This is a genomic window from Klebsiella sp. LTGPAF-6F, from assembly GCF_001753185.1.
In the GTDB taxonomy this organism is placed as follows: domain Bacteria; phylum Pseudomonadota; class Gammaproteobacteria; order Enterobacterales; family Enterobacteriaceae; genus Klebsiella; species Klebsiella michiganensis.
Genome location: NZ_CP017450.1, coordinates 4,821,627 through 4,845,422, shown reverse-complemented (window position 1 = coordinate 4,845,422; position 23,796 = coordinate 4,821,627). Strand labels below are relative to the sequence as shown.

Genomic DNA, 23,796 nt, shown 5'->3' with positions numbered 1-23,796 from the left:
ATGTAGTTATTTAAAAGTTCAACAACTCAATATATATGGTTTTTGTAAAGATTAGCCCCCGCAGGAGGATCCGGCGGGGGACGGGATTTCTTGCCGTGAAATTACAGGCGCATACTCACCGCCAGACGATTAAAGGCGTTCATCAGGCTGATGGCGAAGGTCAGATCGCTGATCTGGCGGGCGCTGAAATGGTCCAGCAGCGGCTGATAAACGGCATCTTCCGCATGGCTTTCGGCGATATGGGTCACCGATTCCGCCCACGCCAGCGCCGCGCGTTCCGCATCGCTGAAATGGGCGCTCACCCGCCAGCCTGCCAGCGCGTCCAGCTTGTTTTGCGCGACGCCGGATTTACGCAGGGCTTTGCTGTGCATCTCCAGGCAGAAGGCGCAGCCGTTGATTTGCGATACCCGCAAATACACCAGCTCGATCAGCGCGCCATCCAGCTCGCTTTTTTCCAGCGCAATTTTGGCCTGAACCAGGGCGTTATAGACTTCCGGGCTCAGTTCATTGTACGGCTGACGTAGTGTGTTCATTTTACTCTCCTCATTAAGACGCGAGGAAAATAGCACTATAATGGACTGCATAAGATAGCCATATTGCGATGAAAAAAGCAGACCATGATGGACGGTAAAAAAATTCCGCACTACCAGCGCATTGCCCGACAGCTTAAGCAGGCGATTGAGCGCGGCGAGCTGGCTCCGGGCAGCAGGCTGCCTGCAAGTCGGGTCTATGCTCAGGAGCTTGGCGTGTCGCGGGCGACGATTGAGAACGCGTGGGGAGATCTGGTGGCGCAGGGATGGCTGGAGCGGCGCGGACAGGCGGGGACCTTTGTCAGCGATCGGCTGCTGCCGCAGCAAAACGCGCCCGTTCAGCCCATCGCGGGCGATGAACCCGCGGCGCCGCTGCCGTTTCAGCTGGGGCTGCCCGCGCTGGATCTGTTTCCACGCGGCCTGTGGGCGCGCGTGATGGGTCGGCGTCTGCGTACGCAAACGCGTTTTGACCTCGCGCCAGGCGATCCCAGCGGTGAACCGACGCTTCGCCGGGCGATCGTCGATTATTTGCGTCTGTCGCGCAGTATTGAGTGTCGGCCTGAGCAGGTCTTGATCACCGGTTGCTACGCGGCCTCGATGCGCCTTATTTTGCGCACGCTGGCGCGGCCTGGCCAGCAAATGTGGATGGAAGATCCGGGGTTTCCGCTGATCCGACCGGTAGTGAACGACGAGGGGGTGGCGATCAATCCCGTTCCGGTCGACGACGACGGGATGGATATTCCCTGGGCGCAGCGGCATTACCCGAGTGCCCATTTCGCGCTGCTGACCCCGGCTCATCAAAGCCCGCTCGGCGTGGCGCTATCGCTGGCCAGGCGCAGACAGCTCCTGCTATGGGCGGCGCAGAATAACGCGTGGATTATCGAAGATGATTACGATAGCGAATTCCGCTATCACGGTAAGCCGCTGCCGCCGCTGAAAAGCCTCGACGCCCCGCAGCGGGTCATCTATGCCGGGGCGTTCAGCAAGTCTTTGTTCCCGGCATTACGCGCCGCCTGGCTGGTGGTGCCTGAGCCGCTGGTGGCGCAGTTTCGTGAACAGGCCGCGCTGATGTGCTGTAGCGTGCCGACGCTGTGGCAGCAGACGCTGGCGGATTTTATTCGCGAAGGCCACTTCTGGCGGCATCTGAAGAAAATGCGCGCCAGCTATGCCCAGCGCCGACTGTGGCTTGAGTCGGCGCTGCGGGCGCAGGGATTCACCGTCGTGCCTCAGGCGGGCGGGATCCAGATGGTGGTCAGGGTCGCCGGAGACGATCGGCCTCTGGCGCAGCGCGCCAGACGGGCCGGTCTGGCCGTACAGGCGCTGAGCGACTGGCGGATGGAGACTCGGGGAGAAGGGGGGCTGATAATGAGCTTCACCAACCTGACGTCGGCCGAAATGGCGAATCAGGCTGTGCGTAAGCTTTATGTCGCGCTTTACCCGCAGAGATAACAAAAACCCCTGCAGTGCAGGGGTAGACGCGTATTTGTTATCTTCATGGGTCTGGCTGTTTTATTATCGACGTAAATTCAGCAATACGCCAATAAATACCCCAACGGCAGCTGCGGCGCCAACGCTTTGCCACGGTTTATCGCGCACGTAGCTGTCAGCGCAGCCCATGGCATCGCACGCCGCCTGCTGAACGCGGTTATTGCCGTTAAGCCGCGCGCGGGTCTCTTTCAGCAGCGCCTGCGCTTTTTTACGCGCGGCCTCCGCTTCGTCCTTGGCGTCGCTGCCCCATGATTTCAGCACCTCTTCCAGCGTATCCGCTAATTGGCTGACATCATTATGGATATCTTCAGCGCTCTCTTCTACGTTGTTGCGGTTTGCTCGGTTGGCCATTGGTTTCTCCCTTAATTCCATTGAGTCTATAAGTGTAGGACAAGATTTTGAATTATGCTGTAAATAGCCCTTTATGGAATATTCCGAAAGCGTTGCCTTTAATGAATAAGGTAAGGTTAACGTGCGGTAAAAGATAATGAGGAATGAGTATGTATTTAAGACCCGATGAGGTGGCGCGTGTTCTTGAAAAAGCCGGCTTCACCATGGATGTTGTGACGCAAAAAGCGTACGGCTATCGCCGTGGCGATAATTATGTTTATGTGAACCGTGAAGCTCGTATGGGGCGTACCGCGTTAATTATTCATCCGGCTTTAAAAGAGCGCAGCACAACGCTTGCGGAGCCCGCGTCGGATATCAAAACCTGCGATCACTACGAGCAGTTCCCGCTCTATTTAGCGGGCGATGCTCAGCAGCATTATGGTATTCCACACGGGTTCAGTTCGCGCATGGCGCTTGAGCGTTTTCTGAGTGGCCTGTTTGGCGAAACGCAGTATAGCTGACAAAAAGCGGCTGGCTGAACCAGTCGCTTTTTTGTATCAACTCAGGCTTTGGCCTGCTGATAGGGGCTGACGCGAAACAGGCGGCGGCAGTAGTCGAGGAAATAGCCGTACGCTGCGCCCATCATCATCGATACCACGATGTTGGAACTTACCGCCGCGGCGATCTGATGCCAGTCGGCGCCGACAACCAGCAGAATCGCGACGTATACCGGCGACTGGAACGTCACATAGGCCACCACATCCGCAATATTCTTCATCCAGCCGGACGGGCTAATACGGCGCGCCTGGCGCATCGCGAAATCGCGATAAAAACCGTAAGGCACGGCAATAATAATGTTCACCGGAATCGCCACCAGTCTCGAAGATAACGACTGCTGGAAAGTCATTCCGGAGAGAAAAATTTCGATCATCATGTTCACAACGGTGCAGTACACCACCATCGCAAAGGTGTCTGCTACCGCATGACGCAAGCGGGACTGCGCAGAGAACATTGGTATGCTCCTCGAAAATGAAGTCGATAATGCCAAAATATTCGCGGTTATTCAGCGTTTTTGGGTGCCTGTTTTGATGTGCGTAGATTATATCTCTGCATTAAAAGAGACAACTAGCTATAAATTTTTATTTAAAGGCTTTTGGTCGATAAAATACTCTGCGTCAGGCTATTTTTTGTTCGTTACGCTACTTTTGTTCTCTTTACTGATTTTTTTATTGTTTTTCAATTGGTTGTAAAATAAATACGTCATATAGATGAGAGCCAATCCGGGTTGTAAGGGGGGATTTCGCGACAGAATCGCGTAGCGGTGTGAGTTGTGTCACTTTTGGCGTTTTTTACACGTATAAAAGATGAATGGTAGCATTATATGCTGATTTGTCTGCTGGGTGGGCATTCGGATTTTTTGCATGACTATTCTATCAACGCCCGTAGCGCCCTGCGAGGCGCAACCGTAAATATACGGATAACCTGCTGAGCATACAGGTAATAAGATAAAGACGTTGCCTGGCGAATAGTATTATTTGCAAAAGAATTTATTCAGTGTTGATAATTTCGCTTTTATCGATTTGTTTGCCTTATTAATTGCTAAACATTTCTGGTGCTATATCAGGAATTAGTGAAAGGCTGGAAATACATTATCATATCAATTAAACTAGCGCCGTAATCTTTGTTTCATTTGCTATTTGGGAATTTTTTGAATTATATGTCATTACTATTAGAGAAATTGAATAATATCCGTTCACTTCGCGCCATGTCCCGTGAATTCTCCATTGACGTGCTTGAAGATATGCTGGCAAAGCTAAGGACCGTCACTGAAGAAAAACGCGCTGAGGAGCAGGCGGCTCAGGCGCTGCGCGCAGAACATCAGGAAAAAATAAATACCTGGCTGGAATTAATGATGGCTGACGGCATTACCCCTGAACAATTAGCGGGCTACAATAGCGCTTCCCCGAAAGGGAGCAAAAAGCGCCAGCCGCGTCCGGCTAAATATCGTTTTACCGACCATACCGGCGCCGAGAAAACCTGGACCGGGCAGGGACGTATGCCGAAGCCGCTGGCTAAAGCGGTGGCTGAGGGAAAATCCCTCGATAGCTTCCTGATCTAATATTGAAAACGGTGGGGAGACCCACCGTTATCGTTAGCCGGCTTAATCAGCACACGCCAAAATCGCCGTCTTCTTTATAAGCCGTCACATCGGCGGCCTTCAGCGTATATTTCTCACCCTGCTCGTTGCTTGCCTGAACGGCAATAATGCGATCGTCCTGGACTTCAACGACTTTAAGTTTTGGCCCACCCGCGCGCGGTTGTACCAGGTCACCGACTGAAAACATACTGCTTCTCCTGTGTGCTGATGAATCTTTTCGCTGACATAACCATAGCTCAGCAAAAGCGTTACCAACAGTCTCTCAAAGAGGTAGAGGCTAGCGACGGTTCCAGGGCATCAAAGCCAAAAGACGCGCCATACCGCAAAACCCGGTAATACCGGCAAAGGTTAAGCCGGCGCCGACGAAGGCGCTAAGCAGAAAAAAGCCGCTGCTGAAAGCGTAACCTAAAGCGACGCCAAGCAAAATCAGGACGCCGGCGACGATCTGTACCTGACGCATAAGCGGCAGCGGCTGTGATTTATCCTCTTTCACCGGCAGACCGGCCGCTTTCCACGCCTGAATTCCGCCAGCCAGCAGCTTTACCTGCGCCGGTGCGGCGGCCTGCGCCAGACGGGCCGCGTTATTTTGGGTGCGCGATCCCGCCTGACAGTGAAAAATAATCGTCTCTTCTGGACTGGCGTGCAGCGCTGCGCCATTCGTCAGCGTCGCCAGCGGCACGAGCTCCGCCCCGGGAATATGCTCGCGGGCGTATTCATCGGCATCGCGGATATCGATCAGCCGGCCGCCCCGGGCGACGAGCGCCTGGGCTTCGGCAGGCGAAAGAGTAGCAATAGGCATAAAGGCTCCTTAAGGACAATAGATTGACTTCAGCGCGGCGACGATTTGCTGAACCGCTGGCCGGGTAATGAAGTAGTGAATGCGCTGCGCCTGACGTTCGCAGCCGATCAGGCCTTCATCACGCATCCGCGCCAGATGCTGGGAAGTTGCGGAGGGGCTCAGCCCGGTTATCCGCGCCAGTTCGCCGGCGCTGGTGCCCGGCGCATCGCATAGCATGCACAGAATCAATAGCCTGCTGGGATGGCTCATGGCTTTCAGCAGCGCGGCGGCTTCGCCGGCGCTGGCCTGTAGCTGTTCGGGTGTATTCATTTATTTTAGTCTTTTCTAAATTTAGTAAAGTCTAAAATAAAAAAGCGTATTACGCCAGCAATGGCTGCCGCTGTGGCTAAACAGCGTGGCCAAAACCAGGACGATTCTTGAGCGCCGGGTTAAGCGTAACTTAAGCCAGGGGGGCGATAATGACGGAAATATGACTGTCGCGAGCTACCGCCATGAACGTACTGGAAACCCTTAATCAAAGCGCCTTTTTAGCGCTGAACGCAACCCCCGGCACGCCGGAGGCGATCCTGGCATTGGCGCGTTTTTCAGCGAGCGGGATCATCTTTGTGGTTCCGGCCATTCTGCTCTGGCTGTGGTTTTCCGGCGGGCGGCAGGGTCATCGGCAGGCGCTGTTTTGTACCTTGAGTATTCTGATCGCGCTGGGATTGGGATCGATCTGCGGAATGCTGCTGTTTCATCCGCGGCCGTTTATGATCCCGCTCGGCCATACCTGGATAAATCATCCGGCGGATAACTCTTTCCCGAGCGACCACGGCACGGTGATGTTTAGCGCTGCGTTTGCACTGCTCTCGCTGCGCTCACGCGCCGCGGGGCTCTTTCTGCTGCTGGCGGCGCTGCCTGTGGCCTGGTCGCGGATCTTTCTTGGGGTTCACTTTCCGCTGGATATGGTGGGGGCGGCGTTGGTTTCAGTCTGCGGCGTCTGCGTCGCGAAGCTTATCTGGTCGGGCATTGGGCACCGCTTAACCTCCCTGTGTGAAGCGATAAGCAGACGCCTGTTCGCCTGGCTACCGCCGCGCTTCACGCCCTGAGCGAATCAGAAGGCTATGCGCTATGGCTTCCGCGACGGGCCGCACGGCGATACAGCGTACTGCGCGCGACGCCTAACGCCTGCGCGGCCTTACTGATGTTGCCGTTATAGCTTGCCAGCGTGTCGGCAATCAGCTGCGCATCGTGCTGCTGAAGCCCGCGCAGCGGGCGGGCGGCGGGCGGGCTTCGATACTCCTGGGGCAAATCATCTATCCCCAGCGTTTCACCCTCTTCGGCGAGGGCCAGCAGTACCCTCAACACACTTTGCAGCTGGCGGACGTTGCCCGGCCAGGGATGAGACGTCAGGTGTTGCACAACTTCCGGGGCCAGCGCGATACGACGCTTTTCTCCGCCCAGCTCGCGCCACAATCGTTGGATAAACCCGGACAGTTCAGGCCATTCGCGCAGGGGCGGCAGCGTTAAAGCAAACTCACGCAGGCGGTAGAGCAGGTCTTCGCGGAAGGTCCCTTCCGCGACGAGCTGCGCCAGATTGCGGTGGGTGGCGCAAATCACCGCGAAATTAACCGGCGAGCTCTGGCTGGCGCCAAGCGGCGTGACCTCTTTCTCCTGTAAGATCCTCAGCAGCCGGGTCTGAAGCGTTAACGGCATATCGCCAATTTCATCAAGAAACAGTACGCCGCCGTCGGCTTCGCGAATCTTGCCGATGTAGCCGTTTTTGTTTGCGCCGGTAAACGCCCCGGGCTGGTAGCCAAACAGCTCGGATTCAATCAGTGATTCCGGCAGCGCGGCGCAGTTGATGGCGACGAATTTGCCGCCGCTCCAGCGGCTGTGCCGGTGCAGGGTACGGCTGACGTACTCTTTGCCGCAGCCAGTTTCGCCTTCGATACACAACCCAATCCCGGCGTTAAGCAGGCGCAGCAGCTTTTCGCCTTCGCGCTGGCTGGAGAAAGGCAGCTCGAGGGTGGGGCGCGCGGTCACCGCCACGCCAGCGGTCACGGGAGCGCGTAGACGGTAATAGTAGTTTCGATCTCCGGCGACGAGCGGCAGCGGTACGCTGACGGCGGTTTGCCGCAGCTGCGGAAAAAGCTGCTGGAACGTGAGGTGGCCGAACCGATCTGCGTTAAGTGAGAACTCGCGCATCGCCAGCCGGTTAGCCGCCATCAGCACATTGTCGGTAAAGACCAGCAGACATTCGTCGACGCCGTCGAGCTTTTCCAGTTGAGGATGCAGGCTCATCAGCCACTGTTGCGGATGCAGACTCTGTTTAACCCACAGATATTCTATCTGCTTCGCGGCGCCTTTTACCCACGCCAGCGTGCGGTCGTGCGGGTACCGGGCCGGGCCGGAGATATCCAGTACCCCGGCTATTTTGCCATCGGGACTTTGCAGCGGCACGGCGGCGCAATAAAGACCCTGGTTACTGGTCAGAAAATGCTGGCGGCCATCGATTTCGCAGCTGTCGTCAATCGCCAGCGCGGTGCCAATGGCGTTGGTTCCGCGTCCGCTTTCGCTCCACAGGTTGCCCGGCGCTAAAGCGAAGCGCTGCGCTTTCTGCATGGCGTGCGTATCGCCAAAGGTTTGCAAAACCAGACCGCTGGCGTCAGAGAGAACCACGACGGATTGCAGAGCGTTGACTTTGCGGGATAGCTCATTAACGACCGGCTGGGCCAGCGTTTGCAGGCGGCTGTGTCTGGCGAGCCTGTCGGCCAGTTCGCTGGCGTGCAGGCGAGGGAAGTCATCCGTGGCGGGGTCGAGGCCATAGCGCTGGCTACGGCACCAGGAGTCGCTGAGCAGCGGGTTCGCTTCGATCTCTGGCGTCAGGGCAAACGGATTTCCTGGCACGGGACACCTCATCGTTTAATTTGTGTTGCAATATTGTAGCTATATGGTTTTCGTGGTGTTGCGATTTGCGACACATAAGAGAGATTCTGTGCGACAGAAAGTGACGTGACCTATCTAATTTATTGAAAATTAATTTCTTTTTTAAAATATAAAAAATGGCATAACCCCTGCAATAGACGAGAGACGCAGCGAGCCGCCGTACAAAACTAATATGCCGCTGCCCTCAACCCTACATGAAGGAGATTCGCGATGCGTTATGCTCATCCTGGCACACCGGGCGCTTTGGTTTCACTGAAGTCAGCCTACGGTAACTTTATTGACGGTAAATTTGTTGAACCCATCGGTGGAGAATTCTTTATGAATACCTCCCCGGTCGACGGTAGCAACATCGGGCAGTTTCCGCGTTCTGATGCCAAAGATATCGACTTCGCCCTTGATGCGGCGCACCGGGCCGCCGACGCCTGGGGCAAAACGTCGGCTCAGCACCGCGCTAATCTGCTGCTGCAGGTTGCCGACCGTATTGAGGCCAATCTGGAATATCTGGCGGTAGCGGAGAGCTGGGATAACGGTAAGCCGATCCGCGAAACCCTCAACGCCGACCTGCCGCTGGCGGTCGATCACTTCCGCTATTTCGCCGGCTGCCTGCGCGCGCAGGAGGGAAGCACGGCGGAGATTGATGAAACGACGGTGGCTTATCACTTCCATGAGCCTCTCGGCGTGGTCGGACAAATTATTCCGTGGAACTTCCCGCTGCTGATGGCCGCCTGGAAGCTCGCTCCGGCGCTGGCTGCGGGCAACTGCGTGGTGCTGAAACCGGCAGAGCAGACGCCGCTCAGCATTACATTGCTGCTGGAGATTATTGGCGATCTGTTCCCGGCGGGCGTCCTTAACGTGGTTCAGGGATTTGGCAAAGAGGCGGGCGAAGCGCTGGCAACCAGTAAACGCATCGCCAAAATCGCCTTTACCGGCTCAACGCCGGTAGGCCGCCATATCATGGCCTGCGCGGCGGAAAACATTATCCCCTGTACCGTTGAGCTGGGCGGTAAATCGCCGAATATATACTTTGCCGACGTGATGGAAGGCGAAGAAGAGTATATCGAGAAGGCGGTTGAAGGCCTGGTTCTGGGCTTCTTTAATCAGGGTGAGGTCTGTACCTGCCCGTCCCGCGCGCTGATTCAGGAGTCTATTTACGAGCCCTTTATGGCGCGGGTCATGGAGAAGGTGGCGCAAATTCGCCGCGGCGACCCCTTTGATACCGATACGATGATCGGCGCGCAGGCGTCGCGTCAGCAGTTCGATAAGATCCTTTCCTATATTAAGATCGCTCGCGATGAAGGCGGAAAGATCCTGACCGGCGGCGAACGCGCCAGCATCTCTGCCGAACTGGATAACGGTTTCTATATTCAGCCGACGCTGATTCAGGGCCGCAACGATATGCGCAGCTTCCAGGAGGAGATCTTTGGCCCGGTTATCGGCGTCACCACTTTTAAAGATGAAGCCGAGGCGCTGGCTATTGCAAACCAAACCCAGTTTGGCCTTGGGGCCGGGGTGTGGACGCGGGATACCAACCTGGCTTATCGCATGGGGCGCGGCATTAAGGCCGGTCGGGTGTGGACCAACTGCTATCACATCTACCCTGCGCACGCCGCGTTCGGCGGCTACAAACAGTCCGGCGTAGGGCGCGAAACCCATAAGATGGCGCTCAATGCCTATCAGCAGACGAAGAACCTGCTGGTGAGCTACGGTACCGCGCCGCTGGGCCTGTTCTGATCGTCCCTGTCAGCTATTTATTTTAGGATAACCCGCAATCTTCAGCATCGATTGCGGGTTTATTATTCCATAATGAAAGTGTTGTTATTCATCTTTCCTCTCCGGCTTTCAGATGAAATACACTTGTCATCAATATCTCCTGCTTATAATGACTCGCGTGATTATTGTTTATTCGATAACGAAAATAAGATAAAAGCCAATCTAAGATTTATCCTAATATTCTATAAAAACCCAGTCCGCTCACAGAATTATTGCCGAAAAATCGCGGTGAAATTAGAGGGGATTGTTAAATTACGCCGCCTGATGTTGCTTTTTGATGTTATTGCATCGTGATTTTTGGTTGCATTAATTAACAATGCGCATAATGTTTTTAATATTATCTTTATATGTAAAATAAAACAGCATTTCATTAACATAACAAAATATTGCGATTTGTAATCGGTAGGGATAGTATTTATTTGTTACCTTAATAAAGGGTTTATGAATTTCGCCGAAGAACTTCTTTTTATCAAAATAGCCAATTAAGCAGCTTATTTTTGCTGCCTGATGTCCTGCGGACGGAACGCGAATATTATTAACATGGAGGATCTGCACGCAGATTTGCCCGGGGCTTAAGCCCTCGCGCGCAATCTGTCGAAAATATAAGTTAGAGATGAGATGAATAATGAAAACGCAATTTCGTATTATGGCAATGTTTGTCGGTGCTCTGGTGTCCGCTAGCGCATTATCCTCGCCTTCACAACCCGCCAGATCGGCAATGACCGTTAATCCCGGTTCTAATGCGGGCACGCAGGGGACGGGTGGGCAGGTAGAATTTACCGGATCGATTACCGATTCCTCCTGTAATGTTGATAGCACCAGCGCAAATCAGAGCGTCGATCTGGGGAAATGGGCGAGCAGCTATTTTACCGGCGCAGGTTCTGAAACGACCAAAACCGCCTTCCATATCAAAGTGAAAGATTGTCCTTCTACCGTTACCACCGTCTCGGTGCTATTTGACGGTACCCGCGATACCAACAATAGCGATCTGCTGGCGATAAACGGTACCGCAAGTGGGGTAGCGATAAAGCTGTATGAAGATGATAAGTCGACGCCGGTTGATCTCGGCGCCGTCTCACGCGGCCACAGCGTTACCGCTGGCGCGAGCGGCGCGGCAACGGGTACCGCCGATCTGGAATTCTTTGCTGACTATGTCTCAACCAGCGCGGTTTCCGCCGGTTCTGCCAACGGTACGGCCAACTTCAATATGGTTTACAACTAATACCCTGGAAGCGGGTAAAGCTGCGGTTATTCATGGCTTCCCACGCCGGGTAAGCCGCCAGCCGCCGCCCGGCTGAAATAGGGTCGGCATAATTAATGCAGATTATTTATCAGCTTCAGGCAGTGATACCCGCTTTTATTATTCCCGGACGGTAGTCATTATGAAACGAACGATCGCCGCGATAGCCTTTTTATTGCTATCAACTGCGGCACAGGCCGGTATTGTCATGGGAGGAACCCGTGTTGTTTATCAGGAAGGGAAACGTGAAGCCGCAATATCGGTCACCAACGCTGATACTCATTCACCTTATCTGGTGCAATCGTGGGTGGAAAACTATGCGGAAAACAATAAAAGCCGGGTGCCTTTTATTGTGACGCCGCCGCTTTTCCGTCTCGATCCTGAACAGCAGAACGTATTGCGTATTAACTATATTGGTGGAACGCTGCCCACCGATCGCGAATCCGTTTTTTGGCTCAATGTGAAAAGTATTGCTCCAACGAAACAAGATGAAGTGAACAAGCTTCAGGTCAATATTAAATCAAAGTTTAAGATCTTCTATCGCCCGAATGGTCTGGCGGGCGAGCCTGACGATGCATGGCGCAAGCTGACGTTTAACATTGAAGGTTCCAGGCTGGTTGCCCAAAACCCGACGCCCTATTTTGTCTCCTTTTTTGTTATTTCGGTTGGCGGTACAGATATTCCGCAACCCGGCATGATTGGCCCCTTTGATCATAAAGCGTGGCCGATTACTCATTCCGGGGTAGTTAAATGGCGCGCCATTAATGACTTCGGTGGTATTACGGATTACGCGCAACAGTAATTAATTTGCTTCGCCTGGTCAGGATATTGTGAAAAATAACACTTCGGATATGACTTCCGTTTATTCGGCGATCGCGGCGCCAACCGGCGGGATTTTATTATTGCCGACGGCGCTTTTTCTGCTGTACCAAAGCGGTATCGCGCGGGCGGAGGACTACTTTGATCCGGCGGCATTAGAATTTGCCAATCCGCAGCAAAAGACCGCTGATTTACACTATTTTGCTAAAGCAGGCGGCCAGCAGCCCGGGACATACCCGGTCAGCATTTGGGTGAATAACCAGGAGATAGCCCAGGGCGAGGTGACATTTGTCGACAGCAACGGCGAACTGCGGCCGCAGTTAACCCCGGCGCAGCTGGCGGAATATGGCGTCAACGTCAGCGCTTTCCCGGCGTTTAATACCCTGCATGAGGGAGAAACGTTTACTCGCATCGAGCGCTACATCCCCGATGCCAGCAGCCGTTTTGATTTCGCCACTCAGCGTCTGAACTTAAGTATTCCCCAGGCGGCCATGAACGCCCAAAGCCGCGGATACGTGGATCCGACGCGCTGGGATGATGGTATCCCGGCGGCGTTTGTTAACTATAACCTGACCGGGTCGCAAACCCGGCAGACGGATGACAGCCGCCGCTCCAGCTACCTGAATCTACGCAGCGGGGTTAACCTCGGCGCCTGGCGCCTTCGTAACGTCTCGTCGATGGAGTATGACCGGACCCGGCGCTGGAATTCACAGAGTACCTGGCTACAGCGCGACCTGAAGTCACTCAAAAGCCTGCTGCGGATGGGCGATACCTTTACGACCGGCGACGTTTTCGACAGCGTGCAGTTTCGCGGCGTTCAGCTGATGTCCGATGATGAAATGCTGCCGGATAGCCAGCGCGGCTTCGCCCCGACGATCCGCGGAATGGCGCACAGCAACGCCAAAGTCACCATCTCCCAGCATGGCTACGTTATCTATGAAACGTTCGTCTCGCCGGGGGCGTTTGCGATAAACGACCTCTATCCAACGGCGCAAAGCGGCGATCTCGAGGTGCAGGTAAAAGAGAGCGATGGTTCGGTGCGGACCTTTACCCAGCCTTTTTCAGCCGTCCCGTTTATGCTGCGGGAAGGACGCGTGAAATTCAGCCTGAGCGCCGGACGCTACCATTCGGAGCAGAGCCAGGCGCGTTCGCCGACGTTTTTGCAGGGTACGCTCTTTTATGGGCTACCGGCTGAATTCACGCTCTACGGCGGTAGCCAGCTGGCGCAGGATTACCAGTCGTGGGCGCTCGGCGTCGGGCGCGGTTTTGGCGAGCTCGGATCGCTTGGAGGCGATGCGACATGGGCGAACACCACGACGCCGTCGGGAAAGCGCTCGGCCGGCCATTCGGTACGGGTGCAGTACCAGAAGGATTTTGCCGGCACCGGCACCTCATTTAGCCTCGCCAGCTATCGCTACTCCTCCGGCGGTTATTACGACTTCAGCGAAGCCAGCGCGCTTGAGAGCCGCAATGGTCTGCTGGATAACAAGCGCAGCCGCGAAGAGGTCTCCCTTTCTCAGGCATTTGGCGGTATGAGCAGCCTGGCGATTTCCGCCTGGTCGCAGGAGTACTGGCACCGCCAGAGCCGCGATGAAACGATCCATCTCGGTTTTTACAGCGCCTGGCGAGGCGTTTCGTGGGGCGTGGGTTATTACTACACCCAGTCATCCGATCGCCAAAAAGACGATCGCTCGTGGTCCTTGAACCTGAGCATTCCGCTTGGCGGCCCGCTGTCCGAGAGCGCGGTTAGCTACAGCACTACCTCCGACAGTAACGGACGCACCTCGCAGCAGGCGTCGCTGTACGGTTCGCTTCCGCGCAATCCCAATCTCTACTACTCCCTTCAGCAGGGCTACGTTAACGGCGGCCAGGGCAGCAACAGCAGCGCATCGCTCGATTACCACGGCGGCTATGGAACCGCGCAGCTCGGCTATCGCCGCGATAGCGCAAGCCATCAGCTGACCTGGGGCGCATCGGGGTCCATCGTCGCCCATCCTCATGGCGTGACGCTGGGTCAGACCGTCGGCGAAAGCTTTGCCATCGTACGCGCTCCGGGAGCCGCCGACGTGGCGATTCAGAACGGCAGCAACGTGCATACCGACTGGCGGGGCTATGCGGTGGTGCCCTCGCTGACGGCGTATCGCAAAAACACCATTACGCTCGATACCGAATCGCTGGCCGACGATGCCGATGTTGAACTTGAAGGGCAGACGGTGATCCCCGGCGGCGGGGCGGTGGTGCAGGCAAACTATCAGACCCACATCGGCAGCCGCGTGCTGTTTACCCTCAGCGATAGCCACGGCCCGCTGCCGTTCGGCGCCAGCGTTCGCTTGCGTAAAGCAAAAGACGATCGGGGCGCGGCGCCGGGCGGCATGGTGGCGGATGGCGGGCAGGTCTATCTGAGCGGTATTCCGCAAGAAGGGACGCTCGATGCCGCCTGGAACGCCGACAATCTCTCACGGAGATGCGCGCTGCATTTCCATCTTACCGATACCGTACAGCAGGGGCAGAGTCCGGTTAAAACCGTCTCAGGCCTCTGCCAGTAGGTCTGCACAGAGGTGATTTTGCGCATAGTATCGTTTTTATTCCTGCTGATGGCGGGGATTTATAGCCACAGCGGCTGGGCGGAAACCTGCAGAGGAGATATCGGTCAGATGACCGTGAACGTCCAGAATATCAAGTACCTGCCCACGCTGCCGTTGAATACCCAGATGACCGGCATGATGGCGGATAACGGCAGCGGGATTCATTTCTCCTGCGATCTTCAGGTGCCGAAAGCGGTGGCAAAGCGTCTGGTTTATCGGCAGCTAAAAACGGCCTCAACGCCGCTGTCAATCGGCGGTCAGCACGTGTTCCCCTCAGCGCTGGACGGCATAGGATACTCGCTGGGCTTCCAGTGCAGCGGCGGCGCCGTTCGCTTTATTGATGGCAGCCATGCGGCCGGTAATGGGGAATCCGTGACGGTTTGCGACAGCAATGAGATGGCTAATCTGCTGAACCAGCAGCAGATTGTGGTGAAAGTCTTTGTGACGTTTTATAAGACCGGCAATGTCGCCCTGGTCAGCGGCAACCACGCAAACGTTCCGGTGCAGCCGCAGATTGGCGAACTCACTATCCAGCAGCAGGCCGACAGCCGCAGCGGTTTTGTCGCCAGCTCGCCGGTCACGCTCGATATGGCGGCGCTGAATGTCGATATCGGCAGCAGCGGCAGCTGTCAGGTTTCAACCGCGAATATTCACGTTAGCCTCGGCACGGTAAATAAAGCGGAGTTTAAGGGCAAAAACACCACCGGCGGCGTCGCGAAGCGCTTCTCCATACCGGTCTTCTGCTCCACGCCAACCGATATCCGCATCGGCTTTTTTGGCGTCACCTCGCCATCCGGGGGGACGGATACACTGGCGCTAAGTAAAGCAAACGCCTCCGCGAGCGGTGTGGGCGTCAGGCTCACCTACGGCAATAACAGTGCCCCAGCGCCCGCCGCCGGAACCGGCGCCAAAATCAATGAGGCCAGTAACTTACCTGTACTCAAGCGGATTACCGCCAGCAGCGCGGGTGCGGCGGAAAATATCAACTTTAACGCCCAGTACGTACAGACGGATGACGTGGTAACCGCCGGTACCGCCAATAGCATGGTGACGTTTGCGCTGGAGTATAACTGACCGTCGCTTTCGCGCTGTCGCTCACAAAAAAGAGAAGTCATAACGATTTTTCGCACGGCGAGCGGATCGGTACGCTATCAATGATCGAGAGATTAAGCGGCTGTCCGGGAATACTTTTGTGCGGGAAAATCGATAATGAAAATCGCCTTTGGGGAGCTTAAGCCACTATTGCAGGCGCAGCGGATTTTTGTCGGCGGGCAGACGCTGGCCTGTAGCCACGTCTTTTACCGTGACGACCTGTCGATTGAGATACCGGAAAACTTAGCCACCGAGGCTTATACCACCTACTGGGGGCGCTGCGGCGAACGGCTGGCCTCGCTGGGCGCCTTTAGCTATACGCGAACCCTGCTGCCGGCGCTGATTAACGTGGGGCGCTACACGTCGATTGCCGATCGGTTACAGGTGCTCGGCGACCGACATCCCCTGGAGTGGGCCAGCGCCAGCCCGGTGTTTTATGCCCATCATTCCGGCGTGATGGCGACGCTGGCTGCCGATAGCGGCAGGACCAACCAGTTTTATCCTTTTGCGAAAACGCCCCGGCCGATAACCATCGGCAACGATGTGTGGATTGGCCAGAATGTCACCCTGGCGCAGGGGATCACTATTGGCGATGGGGCTGTCATTGCCGCCAACGCGCTGGTGGTCAAAGACGTCGCACCGTACGCCATCGTCGGCGGTAATCCCGCGAAGATCATCCGCATGCGCTTTAGCGAGGCGATTATTGAGCAGCTGATGGCGCTACGATGGTGGCGTTACTCCGCCCAGGATATTGCCGGGTATCCGGTTAATCAGGTTGAGCGCTTTTGCGAGCAGCTCGCCGGGCGGGTGGCCGAAGGAACGATGCCGCCTTTCTCGCCGCCGGTATTGACGGTATCCATGATTAAAGATTTTATAAACAATAAACAGCATCCGCTGCGCAGCGCGGTGTAATCATAAACGGTTCACATTTGAACAAGGATATAACGATGAAGTTGAAGTCAGGTCTTGTTTTCGTCATCGCTGCCGTCGCCTTTGGCGCCCAGGCGCGCGACATGAACAGCATTCAACAAAGCGGCGAACTTAAAGTCGGCGTCCCGGGCGATTACGCGCCGCTGGCGTTTCATAATAAAGCCGGGGAGCTGGTGGGCTACGATGTTGATATGGCGAAAGATCTCGTCAAGCGGCTTGGGCTAAAGGTGAGCTTTGTGACGACCAGCTGGCCCACGCTCTCCGCCGACCTGAAGGCCGATAAGTTTGATATCGCCATGGGCGGGGTGACGGAAACCGCAGCGCGGGCGAAAGATTTCGCGTTAAGCCAGCCGGTGGTGCCGAACGGCAAGATTGCGCTGGCTAACTGCGCGGCGGCGCCGGCGCTCGGTAGCCTGGAAAAAATCGACCAGCCAAACGTGAAGGTGGTGGTGAATCCGGGCGGCACCAACCAAAGCTTTGTCGATGAACATATCAAGCAGGCGCAGATTATTCGGGTGAAAAACAATATCGATAATCTTGAAGCGCTGCGGCAGAAAACGGCGGATATGATGGTGACCGACCTGATTGAGGGCGTCTATTACCAGAGCAATGAGCCGGGCGTGTTTTGCGTGGCCAATGAGCAGCCGTTCCCGGGCACCGCCAGCTTCAAAGTCTATATGATGAATAAAGATAACCCGCAGCTGCTGTACAAGGTTAACCAGTGGCTGGCCAGCCAGGACAAAAACGTGCTGAAACAGAAGTGGCGCATTCATGACCAGCTAAAACCATAAAGCAATAAAGGTTTTCTATGCGGGTGTGGCGGAAGATATTCAGCGCATCGGGTTTTCCGCCAGCACATCGTGAAGCAGCCAGTCATAAAACACCTTCACTTCCGGGCGCATGACCGCATGCTGGGGAGTCACAATATAGTAGGACCAGGTGAGCGGCCAGCGGCGGGCCGGGTGTAGCTGAACGAGCTGGCCGGTGGCGAGGAGCTGTTGTACCAGCGCCCGGCGAACAATAGCGACGCCGCGCCCGCTGAGCGCGGCCAGGATGACCGCCGACGTTGAGTTAATGTGCAACCCGCTATCGCGCGCCGTTGGCGCCTGAGCGGCCTCCAGCACTTCCGCCCATGATGGAAAACTGGCGCCGGGATAGGGCGTATCATCATGAATCAGCTTTTGCGCCGCCAGCCACTCGCCGCAGGCGGTTTTGTCTGCCGGGACGATTAGCGGGCTGCACACCAGCACCGCTTCTTCATCCATCAGCCAGGTTTTATTGACCCCGGGCCAGTCGCCGCGACCGCAGCGTACCGCCAAATCCGCTTCGCCGTGGGCCACGTCCATCAGCTTTTCCGTAACGTTGAGGCGCAGGTCGATATTATCATGGACTTCAGAGAAGCGGTTTAAGCGCTCCATCAGCCAGTTCATCATCAGCACCTGCGAGGCGGTAATCACCACCACGGAACGCGCCCGGCGGCCGCGAAGCTTATTCAGTCCGCTCTCCAGCTTATCCAGCCCCTGAGTAATATCCTGCAGCGCCGCCTGCGCCTCGCTCACCAGGGTGAGACGCTCTTTACCGCTACGGGTACGGTGCAGCAGCGGATGGCCGACCCACTCTTCCAGCGCTCTGACCAGCTGCCCGACGGCGGCGGGCGTCACGCCCAGCTCGCGCGCCGCGCCGGTAAAGCTGCCGTGGCGGGCGGTGGCTTCAAATGCGTGAAGCCATTTCAGTCGGTTAAGCGAACGCATGGTGAATATCCCTCAGTGAATTTGCGTCTCAGTATAGGTCATCAAGATAGATTTTCTTTGTCGTTGGGCTATTTCTTCTCATTCGTCAGCGCGCTGCAGGAAAGGCATGCTTAGGCCACACAAATCAAGCGTGAAGAGGTGAATGATGAATACGGCGTTTATGGGGAAAAAACTGTTAGTGGTTGGCGGGACCAGCGGTATGGGGCTGGCGACGGCCAAACGGGTGGTGGAGAATGGCGGCAGCGTGGTGCTGGTGGGCAATCGTCGGCAGAAGGCCGAACAGGCGCGTCAGGCGCTGGCGGCAGCGGGGAAGGTGGATGTTATCGTCGCTGATCTGACGAGCGAAAGCGGTATGCAGCAGGTTATGGCCGCTATTAACGCGGAACATCAGGATATCAGCCTGCTGGTCAACGCCGCCGGCGTTTTCTTCCCGAAGCCGTTTATCGAACATGAAATGGCTGACTACGATCGGTATATGCATCTCAACCGCGCGACGTTTTTTATCACCCGTGAGGTGGTGCGCAATATGCTGGCTAATGGCATCAAAGGTTCGATTGTGAATATCGGCTCGATGTGGGCGCAGCAGGCCATCGGCGCAACGCCGTCGTCAGCCTACTCCATGGCGAAAGCGGGTCTGCATGCGCTGACCAAAAATCTGGCGATTGAGCTGGGCGGCAGCGGGATTCGGGTCAATGCGGTATCGCCGGCGGTGGTGCATACGCCGATATATGAAGGGTTTATCCCTAAAGAGGATGTGAAGGATGTGATGAACAGCTTTGACGGCTTCCATCCCATTGGCCGCGTCGGCACGCCTGATGATATCGCGCAAACCGTGGCGTTTCTGCTCAGCGATAGCACCCGCTGGGTGACCGGCGCGGTTTGGGATATTGATGGCGGCGTGATGGCTGGTCGTCATGTCTGATTACGTTCATTATGTCAGTCAGGGTATTGGCATAACGCAAACGAATTCAGGATAAAGAGAGTCATGAGCGCTGAGATAACGCTGCCCGTCGGACAGCAAAACCAAAATATTGTTCGCCTGGCGACGGCGCAGGCGCTCGCAGGAGCAAACTCGGTGGTGTTTTACGCCACAGGGGCGATTGTGGGCAACGCCATCGCGCCCTCGCCGACGCTGGCCACGCTGCCCATCACCATTTTTGTGCTGGGGATGGCGGCCTGTATTTTGCCGTTTGGCGCGCTGGCCAGAAGACGCGGGCGCAAAACGGTCTTTATGGTCGGTACCGGCGCCGGCGTGTTGACGGGAGCGCTGGCGGCGCTGGCGGTCGCGATCGCTTCGTTCGGACTGTTCTGTCTCGCGGCCTTTTTCGGCGGCGCCTATGCGGCGGTGGCGGTGTCCTTTCGCTTTGCCGCTACCGACGGCGTCAGCGGCGAGCGGCGCGCGCGGGCGCTCTCGCTGGTCATGGGCGGCGGCGTGGCGGCGGGGATCATCGGCCCGATGCTGGTTACCGCGACCATGAATTTGTGGCCGCCGCACACCTTTGCGATGACCTTTATCGCTCAGGGGCTGGTGGCGGCGGTATCCGCGCTGGTCTTGCTGGGAGTAAAAACCCCCGAGCCGGCGGCGCAGGCCAAATCGGGCGGGCGCCCGCTGGGCGAAATCGTGCGCCAGCCGGGGTTTTCCCGGACGGTTTTTAGCGGCGCAATATCCTATATGGTGATGAACTTCCTGATGACCGCGGCGCCGCTTTCCATGCATATGCACGGGATCTCCCAGCAGGCGTCGAATCTGGGCATTCAGTGGCACGTGATCGCCATGTACGGTCCCGGATTTTTTACCGGCAAGCTGATTAATCGCTTCGGCGCCCGGCGTATTAACGCGGCCGGTTTAGTTCTGCTGCTGCTGTCGGTGATGGTTGGCCTCGCCGGTATCGACGTGATGCACTACTGGCTGTCGCTGATCCTGCTGGGTATCGGCTGGAACTTCGGCTTTACCGGCGCGTCGGCGCAGATTATGGATTTCCACCGGCCGGAAGAGAAAACTCAGGTGCAATCGCTGAATGATTTTATTGTCTTCGGCGTCATGATGATTGGCTCATTTTCCTCGGGCGCGTTGATGAACCTCTTCGGCTGGAATGCCGTGCTGTGGGGTTCGCTGGTGCCGGTTGCGGTTGCGCTGATCGCATTGTTGGCAGGCCGACGCCCAACGCTAAGGGGTTAATCCTCTTAGCTTTTCAAACGCAGGCGGAATTATTTTTCCGCTTTTTATTTCTGCCGCGAGAGCAAATTTAAAATATGAATTGGTAGGGTGAGATAAAATTCATCTCTCTTTTTTACTGCTTAATGGAAACACGCTAATGTGAATCCTCTTATTAATGTTTTACCCGTTTATATAATAAGAATGAATACATGGAGGATTGAGCAAGGGAGTGAGGTTTTTCGCCGCCGCGCGCAGCGCAGAATAATATAGTGATGATAGGGTGTGTTTATTATATCTATAGGTCCTGCCTGTCATCGGCTTTGACGTTAATCAATATCCACGGCGCCGTCACCGCTATGATGTTACGTGAAACTATAAATATAAAACGTCATTATCTCAGCTGCAATGCCTCAAAGGAATGATCTTATGAAGAAAATTGCGACCATTACAGCCTCGGTCATTACCGCAGGCGTGTTATGTTATTTAGGGTTGTCAGGCTATATCTGGTATTACGACAGTCAGCGTATTAAAAAAAACGACGTCCGGCTCTCGGCGGTTGCCGAGAATAATAAAGTTCTCTCTTTTTTTAGTGAAAAAGGTTGCGACTATTGCCATACGCCCTCGGCGGAGTTGCCCTTTTACGCCGTTTTTCCCGTTGCCAAACAGCTGATGGAGTATGACGTACAGCTGGGATACAAATCCTTTAACCTTCAATCCGTGCGTACGTCACTGATTGACGATAAACCCGTTTCACAAAGTGAATTAAACAAGATTGAGTGGGTTATGCAGCATCAAACGATGCCGCCTACGCGATACGTCGCGCTGCACTGGGCCGGCGGCGTTAGCGACAGCGAACGTATTGAGATACTCAACTGGATTAAGCACCAGCGCGAGCGCTACTACGCCAGCGCTGATACCGCCGCGCAGCATCGCAATGAACCTCTCCAGCCGATCCCTAAAAAGCTGCCCGTTGATGAGCGGAAAGCTGCGCTGGGTTTTCGGCTTTATCACGACGCGCGAATGTCCGGGGATAGCACCATTTCTTGCGCACACTGCCATGCGTTAAACGCGGGTGGGGTCGATGGCAGAAAAACGTCTATCGGCGTGGGGGGCGCTGTTGGGCCAATTAACGCGCCAACGGTATTTAACTCCGTCTTTAATATTGAGCAATTCTGGGACGGACGGGCATCAACGCTGCAAGAACAGGCCGGTGGCCCGCCGTTAAACCCCATTGAGATGGCATCAAAATCCTGGGAAGACATTATTAATAAACTGGATAAAGATCCCGTATTGAAAAAGGATTTTTTAGCCGTTTATCCGCAAGGTTTTAGCGGTGAACGCATTACTGACGCTATCGCTGAATTTGAAAAAACATTAATTACCCCCGACGCGCCATTTGATAATTGGCTGCGCGGTGATGAAGACGCGCTGACCGCGCAACAAAAACATGGCTATCAGCTATTTAAAGATAATAAATGTGCTACCTGTCACGGCGGTATTATTCTCGGCGGCCGCTCTTTTGAACCGCTGGGGCTGAAGCGTGATTTTAATTTTGGTGAAATCACGGCTGCTGATATTGGCCGAATGAATGTGACGAAAGAGGTACGGGATAAATTACGCCAAAAAGTGCCGGGTCTGCGCAACGTGGCGCTCACCGCGCCCTATTTTCATCGCGGTGATGTTCCGACGCTTGATGGCGCAGTAAAACTGATGCTGCGCTATCAGGTCGGTACGGATTTAGCGCAAAAAGATATCGATGATATTGTCGCTTTTCTGCATAGCCTGACCGGTGTTTATACGCCGTATCAGCCGGGGCAATAACGGGATGATGAGCGAAAGTTCCCGGAGCTGGCTCAGGGCCATTAAACTGCACTGCGAACGCGATGGTCGGACGCTGATGAAAGATTTTTCATTCAGCGTTTCGGCGGGCGATTGGGTGCAGATAGCCGGAGGCAACGGTGCGGGGAAAACCACTCTCCTGCGCCTGCTTACCGGGCTGGCCCGCGCTGATGCCGGAGAAATCTACTGGCAAGGCCGCCCTCTGCATCGCGTTCGCGATAGCTACCAGCAAAACCTGCTGTGGATTGGCCATAAGCCGGGAATCAAAGCCAGGCTGACCGCCATGGAAAACCTGCGCTTTCTTCATCAACACGATGATATCGCCCAGTGCCGGGAGGCCCTTAAGCAGGCCGGGCTTGCCGGCTTCGACGATATTCCTGTTAACCAGCTCTCCGCCGGTCAGCAGCAGCGCGTGGCGCTGTCGCGCCTCTGGCTGACCCGCGCCCGCCTGTGGATCCTCGACGAACCTTTTACCGCCGTCGATACGGAGGGCGTCGAACGCCTGATTCAGCGCATGGCGCAGCACACGGAGCAAGGCGGCATCGTCATTTTCACTGCCCATCAATCAATTAGCGCGGCATCCGACAGGATTCGACGCATTGCGCTGCGCGGCGAGAGGGCGGAACCGTGATGTGGCGGATTTTTTGCCTTGAACTGCGGGTCGCGTTTCGCCATCGCGCGGAAATCGCCAATCCGCTGTGGTTTTTTCTGATTGTCATTACGCTGTTTCCGCTCGCCGTTGGTCCGGAGCCGCAGCTGCTGGCGCGGCTGACGCCCGGCATTATTTGGGTCGCTGCGCTGCTCTCCTCGCTGCTGGCGCTCGAGCGCTTGTTTCGCGACGACTTACAGGACGGCAGCCTTGAACAGCTGATGCTGCTGCCTTTGCCGCTGCCGGCGGTGGTCGTGGCTAAAGTGATGGCTCACTGGGTGGTCACCGGTGTGCCCCTGCTGATCCTGTCGCCGCTGGTGGCTCTGCTGCTGGGCATGGACGTCTATGGCTGGAAAATTATGGCGCTGACCCTGCTATTAGGGACGCCGACGCTGGGGTTCCTTGGCGCGCCGGGCGTGGGGCTCACCGTCGGACTTAAGCGCGGCGGCGCGCTGTTAAGCATTCTGGTTCTGCCGCTGACTATTCCCTTACTTATTTTTGCTACCGCCGCGATGGATGCGGCCTCCATGCATCTGCCCGTGGCGGGGTATATGGCGATACTGGGCGCGCTGCTGGCGGGCAGCGCAACGTTAAGCCCCTTTGCGACGGCGGCGGCGCTACGCGTCAGTCTGCACTAGCGCGGTTTTTGATGGATGGCGCTTATCAGGTTTGCGGCGCCAGGGATTCAGCCCGGGCTTATCAATGGATTTAACTTTATTTCTAGTGACTG

The 23,796-nt window shown here is 55.8% G+C and carries 24 protein-coding genes; 16 read left to right on the top strand and 8 right to left on the bottom strand.

What is annotated here, in order from left to right; genetic code table 11:
- Window positions 1-101 precede the first annotated feature (101 nt).
- The gene (locus BJF97_RS22595; protein ID WP_004853446.1) at window positions 102-533 is read right to left on the bottom strand and encodes a carboxymuconolactone decarboxylase family protein; all 432 of its coding nucleotides are present in this window, start codon (window positions 531-533) and stop codon (window positions 102-104) included.
- 87 nt (window positions 534-620) lie between these two features.
- On the opposite strand from BJF97_RS22595, the gene pdxR reads away from it, so the two are divergent.
- Window positions 621-1,979 (top strand): MocR-like pyridoxine biosynthesis transcription factor PdxR, encoded by a 1,359-nt coding sequence (gene pdxR / locus BJF97_RS22590; RefSeq protein WP_032694781.1) that lies wholly within the window; start codon window positions 621-623, stop codon window positions 1,977-1,979.
- A gap of 63 nt (window positions 1,980-2,042) precedes the next feature.
- Here pdxR and BJF97_RS22585 read toward each other — a convergent pair whose 3' ends face one another.
- Complete coding sequence (locus BJF97_RS22585; protein ID WP_004123945.1) at window positions 2,043-2,369, bottom strand: DUF883 family protein; 327 nt, start codon at window positions 2,367-2,369, stop codon at window positions 2,043-2,045.
- A gap of 149 nt (window positions 2,370-2,518) precedes the next feature.
- Here BJF97_RS22585 and BJF97_RS22580 point away from each other — a divergent pair, with 149 nt between their 5' ends.
- Window positions 2,519-2,869: a DUF2002 family protein gene (locus tag BJF97_RS22580; RefSeq protein WP_004123942.1), complete on the top strand. Its 351-nt coding sequence runs from the start codon at window positions 2,519-2,521 to the stop codon at window positions 2,867-2,869.
- Between the two features lie 41 nt (window positions 2,870-2,910).
- Here the strand turns inward: BJF97_RS22580 and alaE are convergent, their stop codons facing one another.
- Window positions 2,911-3,360: an L-alanine exporter AlaE gene (alaE, locus tag BJF97_RS22575; protein WP_014839290.1), complete on the bottom strand. Its 450-nt coding sequence runs from the start codon at window positions 3,358-3,360 to the stop codon at window positions 2,911-2,913.
- 705 nt (window positions 3,361-4,065) lie between these two features.
- Here alaE and stpA point away from each other — a divergent pair.
- Complete coding sequence (gene stpA, locus BJF97_RS22565) at window positions 4,066-4,467, top strand: DNA-binding protein StpA (RefSeq protein WP_014839288.1); 402 nt, start codon at window positions 4,066-4,068, stop codon at window positions 4,465-4,467.
- 46 nt (window positions 4,468-4,513) lie between these two features.
- Here stpA and BJF97_RS22560 read toward each other — a convergent pair whose 3' ends face one another.
- The 3 genes from BJF97_RS22560 to BJF97_RS22550 all read right to left on the bottom strand — a co-directional run bounded on the left by BJF97_RS22560 (window position 4,514) and on the right by BJF97_RS22550 (window position 5,614).
- Window positions 4,514-4,693, bottom strand: coding sequence for a hypothetical protein (locus BJF97_RS22560; protein WP_014226493.1), 180 nt, complete (start codon window positions 4,691-4,693; stop codon window positions 4,514-4,516).
- Between the two features lie 90 nt (window positions 4,694-4,783).
- Window positions 4,784-5,305 (bottom strand): rhodanese family protein, encoded by a 522-nt coding sequence (locus tag BJF97_RS22555; protein ID WP_014839287.1) that lies wholly within the window; start codon window positions 5,303-5,305, stop codon window positions 4,784-4,786.
- 9 nt (window positions 5,306-5,314) lie between these two features.
- The gene (locus tag BJF97_RS22550) at window positions 5,315-5,614 is read right to left on the bottom strand and encodes an ArsR/SmtB family transcription factor (RefSeq protein WP_014226491.1); all 300 of its coding nucleotides are present in this window, start codon (window positions 5,612-5,614) and stop codon (window positions 5,315-5,317) included.
- A 182-nt stretch (window positions 5,615-5,796) separates the two neighbouring features.
- On the opposite strand from BJF97_RS22550, the gene BJF97_RS22545 reads away from it, so the two are divergent.
- Complete coding sequence (locus BJF97_RS22545) at window positions 5,797-6,393, top strand: phosphatase PAP2 family protein (protein ID WP_032694783.1); 597 nt, start codon at window positions 5,797-5,799, stop codon at window positions 6,391-6,393.
- Between the two features lie 13 nt (window positions 6,394-6,406).
- Here the strand turns inward: BJF97_RS22545 and BJF97_RS22540 are convergent, their stop codons facing one another.
- Entirely contained in the window at window positions 6,407-8,194 is a 1,788-nt protein-coding gene (locus BJF97_RS22540) for a sigma-54-dependent Fis family transcriptional regulator (RefSeq protein ID WP_032694784.1), read from the bottom strand.
- A 249-nt stretch (window positions 8,195-8,443) separates the two neighbouring features.
- On the opposite strand from BJF97_RS22540, the gene exaC reads away from it, so the two are divergent.
- The 7 genes from exaC (at window position 8,444) to BJF97_RS22500 (ending at window position 17,460) form a co-directional block, all read left to right on the top strand.
- Entirely contained in the window at window positions 8,444-9,964 is a 1,521-nt protein-coding gene (gene exaC / locus BJF97_RS22535; RefSeq protein ID WP_004853428.1) for an acetaldehyde dehydrogenase ExaC, read from the top strand.
- Window positions 9,965-10,628: 664 nt separating this feature from the next.
- The gene (locus BJF97_RS22525; protein WP_014226488.1) at window positions 10,629-11,225 is read left to right on the top strand and encodes a fimbrial protein; all 597 of its coding nucleotides are present in this window, start codon (window positions 10,629-10,631) and stop codon (window positions 11,223-11,225) included.
- Window positions 11,226-11,385: 160 nt separating this feature from the next.
- Window positions 11,386-12,045 (top strand): fimbrial biogenesis chaperone, encoded by a 660-nt coding sequence (locus BJF97_RS22520; RefSeq protein ID WP_032694785.1) that lies wholly within the window; start codon window positions 11,386-11,388, stop codon window positions 12,043-12,045.
- Window positions 12,046-12,073: 28 nt separating this feature from the next.
- On the top strand, window positions 12,074-14,608 hold the full coding sequence (locus BJF97_RS22515) for a fimbria/pilus outer membrane usher protein (protein WP_032694786.1): 2,535 nt from the start codon (window positions 12,074-12,076) through the stop codon (window positions 14,606-14,608).
- Window positions 14,609-14,656: 48 nt separating this feature from the next.
- The gene (locus BJF97_RS22510; protein WP_050595154.1) at window positions 14,657-15,721 is read left to right on the top strand and encodes a fimbrial protein; all 1,065 of its coding nucleotides are present in this window, start codon (window positions 14,657-14,659) and stop codon (window positions 15,719-15,721) included.
- Between the two features lie 135 nt (window positions 15,722-15,856).
- The gene (locus BJF97_RS22505) at window positions 15,857-16,651 is read left to right on the top strand and encodes a CatB-related O-acetyltransferase (protein ID WP_032694788.1); all 795 of its coding nucleotides are present in this window, start codon (window positions 15,857-15,859) and stop codon (window positions 16,649-16,651) included.
- Window positions 16,652-16,686: 35 nt separating this feature from the next.
- Entirely contained in the window at window positions 16,687-17,460 is a 774-nt protein-coding gene (locus tag BJF97_RS22500; protein ID WP_032694789.1) for a transporter substrate-binding domain-containing protein, read from the top strand.
- Between the two features lie 39 nt (window positions 17,461-17,499).
- On the opposite strand, the gene BJF97_RS22495 is transcribed toward BJF97_RS22500, so the two are convergent.
- Window positions 17,500-18,420: a LysR substrate-binding domain-containing protein gene (locus tag BJF97_RS22495; protein ID WP_014839277.1), complete on the bottom strand. Its 921-nt coding sequence runs from the start codon at window positions 18,418-18,420 to the stop codon at window positions 17,500-17,502.
- 145 nt (window positions 18,421-18,565) lie between these two features.
- On the opposite strand from BJF97_RS22495, the gene BJF97_RS22490 reads away from it, so the two are divergent.
- From BJF97_RS22490 to ccmB, 5 genes are all read left to right on the top strand, one after another.
- The gene (locus tag BJF97_RS22490; protein ID WP_014839276.1) at window positions 18,566-19,342 is read left to right on the top strand and encodes an SDR family NAD(P)-dependent oxidoreductase; all 777 of its coding nucleotides are present in this window, start codon (window positions 18,566-18,568) and stop codon (window positions 19,340-19,342) included.
- Between the two features lie 63 nt (window positions 19,343-19,405).
- A complete protein-coding gene (locus BJF97_RS22485) occupies window positions 19,406-20,599 on the top strand; it encodes an MFS transporter (protein WP_014839275.1) in 1,194 nt (397 codons plus the stop codon).
- Between the two features lie 405 nt (window positions 20,600-21,004).
- On the top strand, window positions 21,005-22,399 hold the full coding sequence (locus tag BJF97_RS22480; protein ID WP_032694790.1) for a cytochrome c peroxidase: 1,395 nt from the start codon (window positions 21,005-21,007) through the stop codon (window positions 22,397-22,399).
- Window positions 22,400-22,406: 7 nt separating this feature from the next.
- Window positions 22,407-23,048 carry a cytochrome c biogenesis heme-transporting ATPase CcmA gene (ccmA, locus tag BJF97_RS22475; protein ID WP_032694815.1) on the top strand — a complete coding sequence of 214 codons (642 nt, stop codon included), beginning with the start codon at window positions 22,407-22,409 and terminating at the stop codon, window positions 23,046-23,048.
- Window positions 23,048-23,704, top strand: a complete 657-nt coding sequence (gene ccmB / locus BJF97_RS22470) for a heme exporter protein CcmB (protein WP_086074038.1) — start codon at window positions 23,048-23,050, stop codon at window positions 23,702-23,704. Before ccmA ends, ccmB begins: the two co-directional genes overlap by 1 nt.
- The last annotated feature ends 92 nt before the right edge of the window (window positions 23,705-23,796 follow it).

Bases quoted from the DNA above. Each gene is read 5' to 3' on its own strand.
- BJF97_RS22595 (WP_004853446.1), bottom strand. From the start codon at position 533: ATGAACACACTACGTCAGCCGTACAATGAACTGAGCCCGGAAGTCTAT.
- pdxR (WP_032694781.1), top strand. From the start codon at position 621: ATGGACGGTAAAAAAATTCCGCACTACCAGCGCATTGCCCGACAGCTT.
- BJF97_RS22585 (WP_004123945.1), bottom strand. From the start codon at position 2,369: ATGGCCAACCGAGCAAACCGCAACAACGTAGAAGAGAGCGCTGAAGAT.
- BJF97_RS22580 (WP_004123942.1), top strand. From the start codon at position 2,519: ATGTATTTAAGACCCGATGAGGTGGCGCGTGTTCTTGAAAAAGCCGGC.
- alaE (WP_014839290.1), bottom strand. From the start codon at position 3,360: ATGTTCTCTGCGCAGTCCCGCTTGCGTCATGCGGTAGCAGACACCTTT.
- stpA (WP_014839288.1), top strand. From the start codon at position 4,066: ATGTCATTACTATTAGAGAAATTGAATAATATCCGTTCACTTCGCGCC.
- BJF97_RS22560 (WP_014226493.1), bottom strand. From the start codon at position 4,693: ATGTTTTCAGTCGGTGACCTGGTACAACCGCGCGCGGGTGGGCCAAAA.
- BJF97_RS22555 (WP_014839287.1), bottom strand. From the start codon at position 5,305: ATGCCTATTGCTACTCTTTCGCCTGCCGAAGCCCAGGCGCTCGTCGCC.
- BJF97_RS22550 (WP_014226491.1), bottom strand. From the start codon at position 5,614: ATGAATACACCCGAACAGCTACAGGCCAGCGCCGGCGAAGCCGCCGCG.
- BJF97_RS22545 (WP_032694783.1), top strand. From the start codon at position 5,797: ATGAACGTACTGGAAACCCTTAATCAAAGCGCCTTTTTAGCGCTGAAC.
- exaC (WP_004853428.1), top strand. From the start codon at position 8,444: ATGCGTTATGCTCATCCTGGCACACCGGGCGCTTTGGTTTCACTGAAG.
- BJF97_RS22525 (WP_014226488.1), top strand. From the start codon at position 10,629: ATGAAAACGCAATTTCGTATTATGGCAATGTTTGTCGGTGCTCTGGTG.
- BJF97_RS22520 (WP_032694785.1), top strand. From the start codon at position 11,386: ATGAAACGAACGATCGCCGCGATAGCCTTTTTATTGCTATCAACTGCG.
- BJF97_RS22510 (WP_050595154.1), top strand. From the start codon at position 14,657: ATGGCGGGGATTTATAGCCACAGCGGCTGGGCGGAAACCTGCAGAGGA.
- BJF97_RS22505 (WP_032694788.1), top strand. From the start codon at position 15,857: ATGAAAATCGCCTTTGGGGAGCTTAAGCCACTATTGCAGGCGCAGCGG.
- BJF97_RS22500 (WP_032694789.1), top strand. From the start codon at position 16,687: ATGAAGTTGAAGTCAGGTCTTGTTTTCGTCATCGCTGCCGTCGCCTTT.
- BJF97_RS22495 (WP_014839277.1), bottom strand. From the start codon at position 18,420: ATGCGTTCGCTTAACCGACTGAAATGGCTTCACGCATTTGAAGCCACC.
- BJF97_RS22490 (WP_014839276.1), top strand. From the start codon at position 18,566: ATGAATACGGCGTTTATGGGGAAAAAACTGTTAGTGGTTGGCGGGACC.
- BJF97_RS22485 (WP_014839275.1), top strand. From the start codon at position 19,406: ATGAGCGCTGAGATAACGCTGCCCGTCGGACAGCAAAACCAAAATATT.
- BJF97_RS22480 (WP_032694790.1), top strand. From the start codon at position 21,005: ATGAAGAAAATTGCGACCATTACAGCCTCGGTCATTACCGCAGGCGTG.
- ccmA (WP_032694815.1), top strand. From the start codon at position 22,407: ATGAGCGAAAGTTCCCGGAGCTGGCTCAGGGCCATTAAACTGCACTGC.
- ccmB (WP_086074038.1), top strand. From the start codon at position 23,048: ATGTGGCGGATTTTTTGCCTTGAACTGCGGGTCGCGTTTCGCCATCGC.